Origin of the sequence: Brasilonema octagenarum UFV-OR1, assembly GCF_963888615.1 — a bacterium.
Classification (GTDB): domain Bacteria; phylum Cyanobacteriota; class Cyanobacteriia; order Cyanobacteriales; family Nostocaceae; genus Brasilonema; species Brasilonema sennae.
The window spans coordinates 1-13203 of record NZ_CAWPKW010000082.1 but is presented as its reverse complement, the minus strand read 5'-3'; the positions used below and the strand labels follow the sequence as shown (position 1 = coordinate 13203).

9 protein-coding genes are annotated in these 13203 nt (G+C 44.7%); 7 read left to right on the top strand and 2 right to left on the bottom strand.

The window, feature by feature from the left end; all coding sequences use genetic code 11:
• The first annotated feature begins 144 nt into the window (after positions 1-144).
• A complete protein-coding gene (locus AC5590_RS06330; protein ID WP_169268362.1) occupies positions 145-888 on the top strand; it encodes a M50 family metallopeptidase in 744 nt (247 codons plus the stop codon).
• A gap of 11 nt (positions 889-899) precedes the next feature.
• On the opposite strand, the gene AC5590_RS06325 is transcribed toward AC5590_RS06330, so the two are convergent.
• Positions 900-1118 carry a hypothetical protein gene (locus AC5590_RS06325; RefSeq protein ID WP_169268361.1) on the bottom strand — a complete coding sequence of 73 codons (219 nt, stop codon included), beginning with the start codon at positions 1116-1118 and terminating at the stop codon, positions 900-902.
• A gap of 602 nt (positions 1119-1720) precedes the next feature.
• On the opposite strand from AC5590_RS06325, the gene AC5590_RS06320 reads away from it, so the two are divergent.
• The 4 genes from AC5590_RS06320 (at position 1721) to AC5590_RS06305 (ending at position 10297) form a co-directional block, all read left to right on the top strand.
• Positions 1721-4132 carry a sucrose synthase gene (locus AC5590_RS06320; protein ID WP_169268360.1) on the top strand — a complete coding sequence of 804 codons (2412 nt, stop codon included), beginning with the start codon at positions 1721-1723 and terminating at the stop codon, positions 4130-4132.
• A 29-nt stretch (positions 4133-4161) separates the two neighbouring features.
• A complete protein-coding gene (pgmB, locus tag AC5590_RS06315) occupies positions 4162-7038 on the top strand; it encodes a beta-phosphoglucomutase (protein ID WP_169268359.1) in 2877 nt (958 codons plus the stop codon).
• Between the two features lie 155 nt (positions 7039-7193).
• A complete protein-coding gene (locus AC5590_RS06310) occupies positions 7194-8927 on the top strand; it encodes an ABC transporter permease (RefSeq protein WP_169268358.1) in 1734 nt (577 codons plus the stop codon).
• A gap of 14 nt (positions 8928-8941) precedes the next feature.
• Complete coding sequence (locus tag AC5590_RS06305; protein ID WP_169268357.1) at positions 8942-10297, top strand: ABC transporter ATP-binding protein; 1356 nt, start codon at positions 8942-8944, stop codon at positions 10295-10297.
• An 18-nt stretch (positions 10298-10315) separates the two neighbouring features.
• On the opposite strand, the gene AC5590_RS06300 is transcribed toward AC5590_RS06305, so the two are convergent.
• Positions 10316-11704 (bottom strand): DUF2252 domain-containing protein, encoded by a 1389-nt coding sequence (locus AC5590_RS06300; RefSeq protein ID WP_169268356.1) that lies wholly within the window; start codon positions 11702-11704, stop codon positions 10316-10318.
• 360 nt (positions 11705-12064) lie between these two features.
• Here AC5590_RS06300 and AC5590_RS06295 point away from each other — a divergent pair, with 360 nt between their 5' ends.
• Positions 12065-12463 carry an MgtC/SapB family protein gene (locus AC5590_RS06295; RefSeq protein WP_248277404.1) on the top strand — a complete coding sequence of 133 codons (399 nt, stop codon included), beginning with the start codon at positions 12065-12067 and terminating at the stop codon, positions 12461-12463.
• A gap of 85 nt (positions 12464-12548) precedes the next feature.
• Positions 12549-13148, top strand: coding sequence for a cytochrome b/b6 domain-containing protein (locus AC5590_RS06290; protein ID WP_169268355.1), 600 nt, complete (start codon positions 12549-12551; stop codon positions 13146-13148).
• Positions 13149-13203: the final 55 nt, after the last annotated feature.

Sequence of the window (13203 nt, the reverse complement as noted above, 5' to 3'; positions counted from 1 at the left end):
TAACTGGTAACTGATAACTGGTAACTGGTAACTGATAACTGGTAACTGGTAACTGGTTGATTATGCTACTAGACACAAACAACGGATAGATAAATACAACTACAATCGAAATGATAGGAAGACAATGCCCATTAAAAGTGAACCATGACTAACCTTGGAAAAAATTTTGAACCCTTGCTCACAAGAGAAGCGCCAAAAACAGTTGACCGGATGGGTTTGTTTTGGCTTCTAGCTGCAGCGATCGCCACTATTGTGCTGTGGCAAGTTCCAGGAGGTAATTACATTTTATACCCATTCACCATTCTGGCAACTTGGTTTCATGAAATGGGTCACGGCTTGATGGCACTCCTTTTAGGGGGACAGTTCCAGCAGCTGGAGATTTTTTCCAATGGTTCGGGTGTTGCTTTTCATAGCCTTCCGTTGTACTTAGGACCCATTGGTCGTGCTTTGGTTGCTGCAGCAGGACCAATGGGTCCACCTATCGCTGGTGCAGGTTTAATTTTGGCTTCTCGTAGTTTCAGATCTGCGCATCTGAGTTTGACGATTTTGGGAGGTTTTTTACTGATTTCGACACTCATCTGGGTACGCTCACTATTTGGAATCGTCGCAATTCCTCTACTTGGTCTGATTATCCTTGGTGTTGCACTAAAAGCTCCTCGTTGGATGCAGGGATTTGGGATTCAATTTCTCGGCGTACAAGCTTGTGTTAGTACTTACCATCAAGTGGACTATTTATTTAGCGCCTCTGCTGGTCCTGGTTTGCTCTCTGACACAGCGCAAATGCAGCAGCAATTGCTTTTACCTTATTGGTTTTGGGGTGGATTAATGGCGATCGCATCTCTAGTAATTTTGGTGCAAAGTCTCCGTATTGCATATCGCTCTAAGTAATCATGACCTCTTCACTCAAGATCCTCTTGATAAAAGGTTTGCAGCAAATTTTCCAATTTCTCTTGCGGACAGCATTCTATCAGGGCTTCAAAAACCTCTACCAATTTTGCTGCACTGTCTCCTAATATTGGACTCAACCCCCACACATCCTGCACCCAGTCATGAGGGCGTGCATCATCAAAAATAAGACGTTCTAGGAGTTGTTTTGCTTCTGTTTTTGAGATGGACATATTATTTTTCTTTATATAAGTTAATTTTTTTAGTTTAATGGTTGGTCTTAAGTCATTACCAGTATAAAGCTTGACTGTTCATTCTCAACCCGTAAGAAATTTATTTGGCTCTCAACTAAAGCTCAAGACTATCCAAAAGTATGAAATAGTCACTTTCATGATACAGTTCTGGTTGTTGATTAAGCAGAACAATCAGGACACCTACTCATATCATGTCCCTTTCAAGACTTATCATTAAGACTGTAAAGGCGCGGGGTACAGGTTTGAGGGAGAGAGGGTTTTAAAGTTCTTGTACAAAACGCGAATAATAACTAATCAACCAGACTTCATATCAAAAGTCAATTTTCCATCAAAACTGTTACATAAGCTACAATAATAACTTGCTCCTAAAAATTACTGGGCTATACTTGTTTTTGACGTTAAACAAATACCTAAAACCTTTCTGTAGAACCTGAGCCTTCAAGCGAAATATGCGCTAACGTAGGGGGTGAATCATTCTGTGTGATTCTTCTTTATAAAATCGTTAGATAGAAGGAGTGTTATTTTCAGGATTAAGTGTAGAAAAATAAGGTATTGGTCTAGTTAATGTTTAAAAATTTGCCATGCATGAACTGGTTCAAACTATCTTAAATAGTGAAGAAAAAACTGCTCTGCGTCATTTAATCAAGACTTTGAGTGCCTTGGATCAAAGGTACTTTCTGAGAAACGAAATTTTACATGTTTTTGCTGAGTACTGTCAAAATTCAGAAAAGCCAGGTTACTTCTTCCACTCTTCCTCTGTAGGAAAACTCATACACTACACCCACGAAATGATTGTGGAAGGAGAAATTACATGGTTTATTCTGCGACCAAGGATTGGTAGCCAAGAGGTTTGGCGGCTTGGGGCAAACATGACAAGTTTTGAGCAGATGACGCCAGAAGCTTTACTGGATGCGCGCGATCACTTGGTCAACCGCTCTCAATCCCAAATCTTAAAAATTGATTTCAGTCCATATTACCACGGTTACCCTAGAATTAACGACCCGAGAAACATTGGTCAAGGTCTAGGTTTTCTCAACCGTCACCTATGCGGTCAAGTGTTGACTGATCCTGAATACTGGTTAGAGGTTTTGTTTGATGTTTTTCACCGACATTCCTATGATGGTATTCCCTTACTGATCAACGGTCGTATCGATTCAGGTAAACAGCTAGCCAAACAACTCAAGCAAGCCCTAAATTTCCTCAACGAACGTCCTCAAGGCGAACCTTACGAAAAATTTCGCTTTGACCTTCAAGAACTCGGTTTTGAACCAGGTTGGGGTAACACAGCATCGCGAGTGCGTGAAACGCTAGAACTTCTCAACCGACTGATTGACACTGCAGAACCAGCCATTCTAGAAACTTTTGTCTCGCGTGTTCCCACAGTTTTTCGTGTTGTCCTGGTTTCCATACACGGCTGGGTTTCCCAAGAAGGTGTTTTGGGAAGACCTGAAACAACAGGTCAAGTTATCTACGTTCTTGAACAAGCGCGTCACCTAGAAAATAAACTCCAAGAAGAAATCAAACTTGCAGGATTAGACGTTCTTGGTATCCAACCCCAAGTTATCATTCTCACCCGCCTGATCCCCAACTGCGAAGGAACATTGTGCAATCTACGCTTGGAAAAAGTTGAGGGCACACAAAATGCCTGGATCTTGCGCGTTCCTTTTGCTGGTTCTAATCCTAATGTCACTCAAAACTGGATTTCCAGATATGAGATTTGGCCTTATCTAGAAAGATTTGCCCTTGACGCAGAAACAGAACTCCTCGCCCAATTTCGAGGTAGTCCAGATCTGATCATTGGTAACTACAGCGATGGTAACTTAGTTGCTTTTCTGTTGGCGCGCCGTCTGAAAGTGACTCAGTGCAACATTGCTCATTCTTTGGAAAAACCCAAGCACCTGTTCAGTAACTTGTACTGGCATGATTTAGAGGATAAATACCATTTTTCAGCACAATACACTGCTGATCTTATCGGTATGAACGGGGCAGACTTCATCATTACATCGACCTACCAAGAAATTGTGGGTACACCCGATACACGCGGTCAGTATGAGTCTTACAAATGTTTTACGATGCCCCAGCTGTATCATGTGGTAGATGGTATTGACTTGTTCAGTCCCAAATTCAACATGATACCACCAGGGGTGAATGAACATATCTTCTTCCCCAGTAACCAGAAACAAGACCGAGATATTACTGTTAGCAGAACAGTTGAAGATCTACTGTTTACCCGTGAAGATCCTCAAATCCTTGGACACCTAGAAAATCAAAGCAAGCGACCCATCTTTGCCGTTGGTGCGATGACTGCCATTGATAACCTTGCGGGTTTGGCAGAATGCTTTGGTAAAAGTCAGGAATTACAGCAGAGTTGCAATTTAATTATTGTGGCTGACAAGCTGCATCCTCATCAAGCAACAAATTCAAAAGAAACAGAAGAAATCGAAAGACTCCACAATATTATCAACGAGTATAATCTTCACGGTCACATTCGTTGGGTAGGAATGCAAATCCCCATTGCGGATCTGGGAGAAGCATACCGTATTATTGCGGATTTCCAAGGAATTTTCGTCCATTTTGCCCGCTTTGAAGCCTTTGGACGAACCATTCTCGAAGCTATGAGTTCCGGATTACCAACTTTTGCCACTCAATTTGGCGGTTCCTTAGAAATCATCGAAAATGGAGAAGATGGTTTTCTGCTAAATCCAACAGACTTAGAAGGAACAGCTAAGACGATATTAAGCTTTATTGACCAGTGCAATGCTTATTTAGAACACTGGTATAAGATATCGGAGTTGGTGATTCAGCGTGTGCGTAACAAATATAACTGGCAGTTACACACCAAGCAGTTATTACTGCTAGCTAAAATCTATAGCTTTTGGAAGTTTGTGAACCAGGAAGTTGGCGAAGCCAAAGCTGGCTACGTGGAAACTTTATTTTATCTGCTCTACAAACCTAGGGCTGAGAAAATTTTGGAACAACATATGCAAAGGTAACATCTGATCTCAAAAACCCCCGGTTTGCCATGGATAAAACAGATAATTCCCACGACTTTACTTATACAGATTGGACACTTGTCGAAACCCAGCTTAAGCCGAACCAGATTCAGCACAGAGAAACTGTTTTCACTATTGGCAACGGTTATCTGGGAACGCGGGGAAGTTTTGAGGAAGGTTCTACTCGTGCAGTACCAGCAACCTTCATTCATGGGGTTTATGATAATGTTCCTCTTGTCTACACCGAACTTGCTAACTGTCCCGACTGGTTACCATTGATTGTCACAGTCGATGGCGAACGCTTCCGTACCGAACGCGGCGAGATATTGAGCTACGAGCGACAGCTTGACCTCCTTCGTGGTATCCTTAGGCGTAAGGTACGTTGGCGCAGTCCTGGCGGAAAGACAATAGATCTCTGCTTTGAACGCTTTGCAAGTCTTGCAGATGAACATGTTTTAGGGCTACGCTGTCAGTTAACGCCAGTAGATTTTGACGGGTTGATTGAAATTCAAGGTAGCATTAGTGGCTATCCTGAAAATCAAGGTTTCAACCATTGGGAATTGATAGACCAAGGCAAAACCAATCGAGGAGCCTGGTTGCAACTCCAGACTCGCAACACCCGGATTAACTTGGGGATGGCTGTTGGAATGACGGTATTAGGAGCCGATGCGCCAGTACAAGTCAGTAGTCCTCCAGGTTATCCGACTTTGAGCACCGTATTCCAAGCTTCTTTAGGACAAACGGTTACTGTGGATAAGTTTGTCACAGTTTTCACGTCACGAGATGTGGATAACCCTGTAAAAGAAGCTAATGAAAAGCTTGCTCAACTCCCAGACTATGAAGCGTTGGTAGATGCCCATGTACAAGCATGGGCCCAGGCTTGGGATAAAAGCGACATCTTGATTGAAGGAGATACCAAAGCTCAACTTGCCGTTCGATACAATATCTTTCAATTACTGATCTCAGCCCCAGAGCACGATGAGAAGGTGAGTATCCCAGCAAAAACACTTTCAGGCTTTGGCTATCGCGGTCATGTGTTTTGGGATACGGAAATTTTTATCTTGCCCTTTTTCATTTATACTCAACCGAAACTTGCTCGTAACTTGCTCACTTACCGCTACCTGACGTTAAATGGTGCCAGACGTAAGGCATCTCATTACGGGTATAAAGGGGCAATGTATGCTTGGGAAAGTGCAGAAACTGGTGATGAAGTGACACCACGTTGGTTGCCTCCTAACGATTTTTACGGAGAAGACATAAGGATTTGGTGTCGCGATCGCGAAATCCACATTAGTGCTGATATTGCTTATGCCGTTTGGTACTATTGGAAAGCGACTGACAACGATGAGTGGATGCGCGACTGCGGTGCAGAAATTCTTCTCGATACTGCTGTTTTCTGGGGGAGTCGCGTTGAGTATAACACCAAGCACGAACGGTATGAAATTCGCGGGGTGATTGGAGCGGATGAGTACCACGAGATTGCAGACAACAACGCTTTTACAAACCGGATGGTGCAATGGCATTTGGAGAAAGCGCTGTTTGTCTATGACTGGTTGCGTCATACTTACCCTGACCGTTTTAACACACTCCAACAAAAACTACAGCTGAGTGCAGGACGCATTTCTCGTTGGCAAGACATTATCAATAATATATGGATTCCCTACGATCCTTCGACAGGACTTGTCGAGCAATCCGAGGGGTTCTTTAAATTAGAAGATATCGACTTGGCAGAGTACGAACCACGTAACCGCTCAATACAAATGATTTTGAGTATTGAGGAAACAAATAAGCGGCAGGTGCTCAAACAGCCAGATGTGTTGATGCTTTTGTACTTAATGCGCCAATCACAGGAATTTCCCTACACCCCAGAAACGGTGGAGAAAAACTGGGACTACTACGCACCCCGTACAGACATCACCTACGGTTCATCTCTAGGACCTGCCATTCATGCTATCTTAGCCTCGGATTTGGGCAAATCCAAAGAGGCTTATGAACACTTTATGCAAGCTGCATTAGTAGATATTGAAGATGTTCGTGGCAATGCTCACGAAGGAATTCATGGTGCTAGTGCTGGTGGTGTTTGGCAAGCTGTGGTTTTGGGGTTTGGCGGAGTCCAATTTGCAGAACATCAACCAACAGCAACGCCACAATTACCACCGGGGTGGAAACGTCTGAAGTTCAAGCTTCATTGGCGTGGCGAGTGGCACGAAATCGACTTACGTCCTACACCACAAGATACTATGACACTTCCAGATATCCGAGGAGTTATTTTCGATTTGGATGGTGTTCTTACAGATACAGCAGAATACCACTACTTAGGCTGGCAAAAGCTGGCAGATGAAGAGGGATTACCCTTTAACCGCGAAGCAAATGAAGATCTGCGGGGTGTTTCTCGTCGCGAGTCACTGCTGAAGATAGTTGGTAAAAAGCAGTACTCAGAAAAACAACTCCAGGAGATGATGGATCGCAAGAACCGCTACTATGTGGACTTTATCCAGACAATGACGCCGGGAGATTTATTGCCAGGAACAATTGCATTGTTGGATGAGTTGAAGCAAGCTGGGATTAAGATAGCCCTTGGTTCTGCAAGCAAAAATGCTCAAACGGTACTCGAAAAACTGGGTATTGCTGATCGCTTTGATGTGGTTGCTGACGGTTACAGCGTGCAGCAACCCAAGCCAGCACCAGACTTATTTCTCTTTGCTGCCCAACACTTAGGACTCAAACCTGAGCAATGTGTCGTTGTCGAAGATGCAGCCGCAGGTATTGAGGCTGCGCTTGCCGCCGGCATGTATGCTATAGGACTTGGTCCTAGTGAACGAGTGGGATCAGCACACGTTGTGTTACCTAATCTCGCGGGTGTTCATTGGACGGAATTACGGGACAAATTGAGTAACGATCAGTAAAACGACGAACAAAAGCAAATTATATACAAGGCAGAAGGTAGAAGGCAAAAGGCACAACTTCTACTTTCTGCCTTCTGCTTTATGGCACGATACAAATGTATAAGTTTGATGCTTAAATAATACTGTCTACCATATGGGGAAAACTTCCATAACCTATGCTGAGGAGGACCTTCCCATCCCCAGAAGCGCTTCGACGCTTCCCGTTCGGTCTAGCTGATATTGCCCTGATTTTTGGCACATTGGTGTTACTAGGGCTAATCGCACGTGTCGGTGCTGGTACTTTAGTGAGTTTTGTACCGCCGGATGTAGTGCCAGATGTTAGCCTCAATCCGGTTCATCTGCCATACTACGCTGCACGCTCAACTCTGCGGATGTTTATCGCGCTGTTTTGCTCAACATTGTTTACTTTAATCTATAGCTATGTTGCTGCCAAAAGCCGTCGTGCAGAACAAGTCTTGATCCCACTCCTCGACATTTTACAGTCAGTACCAGTACTGGGCTTTTTGTCGATTACGGTGACAGGCTTTATTGCTCTATTCCCTGGGAGTTTACTGGGATTAGAAGCAGCGTCAATTTTTGCCATTTTTACAAGTCAGGTCTGGAATATGACCTTTTCGTTCTACCAGTCGCTGAGAATGGTACCAAGCGAATTAGATGAGGCAGCAAGGCTTTATCGGCTTTCGGCCTGGCAGCGGTTTACAAAGCTGGAAGTGCCAAGCGCGATGATTGGGCTAATCTGGAACGCAATGATGAGTTTTGGAGGCGGCTGGTTTTTTGTCGCAGCTAGTGAAGCTATTAGTGTACTTAACCAAAAGTATACGTTGCCCGGACTTGGTTCTTACGTAGCAGCAGCAGTCACCGCTCAGGATTTGCCTGCTTTAGGTTGGGCATTCCTAACGATCGCTGTGGTTATTTTACTGGTAGACCAACTGTTCTGGCGACCGCTGATTGCCTGGTCGGATAAGTTTCGGCTAGAACAGAGTTCGGCAGCAGAAGCTCCCAACTCCTGGGTGTTCGATTTGCTCAAAGCTGCGCGGCTTCCACGTTTAATGAGACGGGCGTTCACTCCGGTGGGTGAAACTATCAACCGTCTACTATCATCACTGACCCCAGAACGTCCACGAGTTGCGATCAACGAGAGTCGCCAAGTGGTGAGCGATCGCCTCTACAACTTCACTTTACTAATCGTGATTGGCGGATTGCTGGTTGCTGGGTTGCACTTTATTCTCACAACAGTGGGATTGGGTGAGGTGTTCAAGACTTTTTGGCTGGGGTTACTGACCTTGGGGCGTGTACTGGTGCTACTAGTGCTAGCTACGCTGATCTGGACACCAATTGGTGTGGCGATCGGGTTCAATCCGCGACTATCACGCCTGTTGCAGCCTGTGGTACAATTTTTAGCATCCTTCCCAGCAAATTTCATTTTTCCCTTCGCGACTCTCTTCTTCATTCGTGCTCACGTCAGCATCGATTGGGGTAGTATTTTCTTGATGTCTCTAGGTTCCCAATGGTACATCCTGTTTAACTCCATTGCTGGAGCTATGAGCATTCCAACTGACCTGCGCGAGATGGCAACGGATGTTGGTTTGCGTGGCTGGCGGTTGTGGCGCAAGTTAATCATCCCTGGCATTTTCTCCGCTTGGATTACAGGTGGCATTACTGCCAGTGGTGGGGCGTGGAACGCCAGCATCATTGCTGAAGTTGTCGCTTGGGGACAGACTACCCTGACTGCAACTGGGTTAGGAGCATACATCGCCAAGGCGACTGAAGTGGGTGACTGGCCCCGCATTACCTTGGGGATTGGAATGATGAGTCTGTATGTGGTTGGACTGAACCGAGTCTTGTGGCGACGACTGTATCAACTGGCGGAAACAAAATATCATCTGTAGAAAGGAGTGCAAGCATGACAACTACGCAAGCAACTCATGAGGTATTGATTGCCGTCGAGCAGGTTAATAAGAGTTTTCCTCTGCCAGATGGCAAAGGAGAGTTTACGGTTCTCCGTAATGTCAACTTGACAGTTCATACAGGTGAAGTTGTAGCATTGCTGGGACGCAGTGGTAGTGGCAAAAGCACCTTGTTGCGGATCATGGCAGGCTTGATTCCACCAAGTGAAGGACAGGTTATTAGCAGTGGTAAACGTCTGCAACAAGCGAACAAAGATGTAGCAATGGTGTTTCAAAGCTTTGCGTTGCTACCTTGGTTGACAGTCCAACAAAATGTGGAGTTGGGACTGCAAGCGCAGGGAGTTGCTCGATCTCAGCGACGGCAACAAGCACTCAAAGCAATTGACTTGGTAGGTTTGGACGGTTTTGAAAGCGCCTATCCTAAAGAGTTGTCCGGTGGTATGAAGCAACGGGTTGGCTTTGCACGGGCATTTGTTCTGGAACCGCAAGTGCTGTTTATGGATGAGCCATTCAGTGCGCTGGATGTTCTAACATCTGAGAACTTACGGGGTGAAATCGACGACTTGTGGAATGCTGGCACCTTTCCGTCCAAAAGTATTTTGATTGTCACCCATAACATTGAGGAAGCTGTGTTTCTGGCAGACCGAGTGATTATCCTGGGATCCAATCCAGGGCGCGTTCGTGGTGAAGTTGTTATTGATTTGCCGCGTCCTCACGATCGCGCAAACGTTCGCTTCAAAGCGTTGGTAGACTATATCTACACGGCGATGACCAACCCAGAAGTTGAAGTGACTGGGGAAGTGGCGGTGGCAGCCCCCACAGTTCCACAACCATCTAAATCACCTTATGCTCAGTCGTTACCGCATGTACGAGTGGGTGGGATTAGTGGTTTGTTGGAGTTGATTGTAGAGAAACCAGAAGGCAAGGAAGATATTTTTAGGCTAGCAGAACGAATTCAGCTCGAAGTAGATGATCTGTTGCCCATTCTTGATGGTGCTGTGATGCTGGGCTTTGCAGATGTTATACAAGGCGATGTTCAGCTTACCGAAATTGGACGCGACTTTGCTACCACAACGATTTTGCGAAGTAAAGACTTGTTTAGACAGCAAGTACTGCAACGTGTGCCCATGTTAGTTAGTATACTACAGACGCTGCGAGAAAAACAAAATGGATCAATGGGAGGAGATTTCTTTCTGGATTTACTAGATGAATATTTTCCGCACGTAGAAACAGAAAAACAATTTGCTACTGCTATTGACTGGGGACGTTACGCAGAACTGTTTGAGTACGATGCTAGCGAAGAACGGCTTTATCTACCAGAATCAGTGCCTGCAGAGAGTAGAGAACCATAAACCCACGGCTAATTCTGCTTAACCTGAAGAGGCGACAACCCTACCGGATTTGACTGCTGCTACGAGTGCTTGATGATCTTGCTCAACTTGATGGGCGTAGGTAACAGCAAAATCTGCGACAGCAGAGTCAAAAGTATCACTTTTACCCAAGTAGCTACTGATAACAACAGAATCGCCGGAACGAGCATGGGCGCGGGCTAAGGCACAACCGCAAATTTCCGCGTAATCCTCCAAACCCCTGGCAGACATTCCCTTGAGTTTCATCGAGGTTTTCATGTCTTTTAATTGCCGAAAATAGAAATCTTGTCCGCGACTGTTACTCGTCCAACCCAAGAAAATATCACTAGCTGCCTGCATGAGGCGTTGACCATTGACTATGCGCTGTCCGTTGTGGGAGTAGGAACTTTTGCCCGCATAGGGTTCTAATACCGAGGGACGGGCTTCTTTAAATTGCAGCAGCAAAGGATCATTATCGTTACTCAACAGCAGTGCAACTGAGCAGTGAGTACCGACACTGCCAACGCCAACCACCTTCATGGCTACATCTACTAGACGGTAGCGATCTAGTAAAAACTGGCGATCGCTTTGCAGAGTGTCACGATATTGTTCAAACAATACCCCTACTTCTTCTAAATATTGCTCCTGTAGTGGTAGATGATACAACAGGGGTGGTTGATCAATAAACCGCCGTTGTCCGTTTACCTCCTCTGTCAGCTGCACAAATGTTTGCTGCATTGTGCGGGTAAAAGCTTTATTTGCCATTTGCTCCCAATATTTGCGAGTTTCTTCATCAGGCGCGTGTTCCACCAGCACATTAGCATCCAGTCGCGCATACCACACCGCCAAAGTCCCCATCTGCCCATACTCCTCAATGGACAAGCGATAGGCACGGACTGCTGCTTCGGCAGCATCATAGCAGTCTTTGTCAGTCAGACGGATATCTTTCCCCGCAACAATAATACTTGTCACTAAGCGTTTTACATCCCATTCCCAAGGTGCGCTTAAGGTTTCGTCAAAGTCATTGAGGTCAGAGATAAGATTTCGTTCGGGTGTGGCAAACCCACCGAAGTTAAGTAAGTGACAATCTCCACACGCTTGTACGTGGATTCCTGTTGTGGGAGTAGTTGCCAAGTCAGCCGCTGTAATAATTGCACTTCCCCGTAGAAAAGCAAAGGTTGACTGCAACATGCGATCGTAACGGATGGGGATTAACTCTGGTATGCGTCCCTGATTTGATACTTCTAACAAATCAATTGGATCTGGGCGATCTGTAGGATGCCACTCGCGATGGGCAGTTCGACAAACAACTTGACGTAATGCTTTGCCTGCTTCCACTCGCTGTGCTACGGTTAGCTGATTATTTGTGGGAGTAAGTTCTGCTGATTTAATAGGTGGTGTAGTAGTCATATAGAGGAAAGTATTTTTCAGTGATTGAAGACTACAAGCAGTAGGAGATGAAAGAATATTTTTCCCTCTCTTCTCCTACATCATTACATCAAAATCTTGAAAAGATACTGCAAAATGTTAGCAAGAGTTCTAGCAAAACATGGAGATAACCTTTCCTTAATAAAAAAGTGATAAAGCTTAACCTTAATGAGCAAATTTGTAGTCAAAAAATTATTGTAAAGTACGTATACCATAAAGAATGAAAAAGAAATTAGGTATTGAGTAAATTCTCTAGTTCCTAATTTTCTATTAACCATAATTTTGGAATTTTAAATCACTTAGCTCCCGCGTGAATTAGCGTGTGTCGCAGCAGTGGGCGCTTTGGCAGGAGGTGGATTTTTCCCACAGGCGTTTATAGGAACAGTAGCAGTTTTAGTGGCAAACATCTTTCTACGTCCGGTGGGTTACCGAATTAATCAACAACCGCTCAAGGGTACAGAAATTGAGCTATGCTATCGCTGTTCTATAGTTTGTCGTAGCAACGATGAGGCTCATGTCCGTGCCCTGCTGCTACAGGCAGTCAGTGCCACTGGTAAAATGAAGTTGCGTTCTTTACATAGCGAGGATCTCGAAGAAACTCCCGAACGTGTGGAAGTTGAAGCTGATTTAGTCACGCAGGATCGCAACGATCCTTTTTTGGAACAAATTGTCAGCCGCTTGAGCTTGGAGTCTGGAGTAAGTGCGGTTAGTTGGAAAATTATTGAGCAAGAGTACGGCTAGATAGTAAGGTGAAGGTGTAGGACTATAATGCCTTGCATTCCTACAGACAACTGAATCTGTAAGCTAGATAACAATAATCTTATCTATGACTTCAACTTTTTTCTATAAAAATCGCAAGTTACCAACTCAAGCAATAGCAGCCAAAATTTTTCACTTGATTAACATTATCAGTTTATTTATTATGTTTACCAGTGGGCTGCAAATTTACAACGCTAATCCTGTTTTTGGTGGGCGATCAGGTTGGCACATTCCTGGGATATTTACTTTAGGAGGTTGGCTTGCTGGCGGCAGACACTGGCATTTTGCTGCTATGTGGTTATTTTCGCTGAATCTTTTGTGGTATGGAATTTATATTTTCGTCACTCGGCGGTGGCGACATCGATTTGCAGGTATCAACGACTTGCAAGCGTTGCAAAAAAGTAAAAATTCAAAACGTTTAATTTATGCTTGGCACCGCATTGTCTACACAGGCATTATTCCTATTTTACTACTGGCTATCTTCACAGGTATAGGAATGTATAAACCTGCCCAATTCCCTTTTATAGTAAATAGTTTTGGCAGTTGGCAAGCACTCCGAATTGTTCACTTTTCCTCGGTTCCAATAGTTATTTTATTTGTCGTTGCTCACTTTTTGCTAGGGCGTCAGGCTGGAGGTGAGAAATTGACTGAATCAATGTTTTGGTGAGCCAGCGCGGTCTTGGGGAGCCAGTCCTGCAGGAGGGTTTCCCTCCGTAGGGACC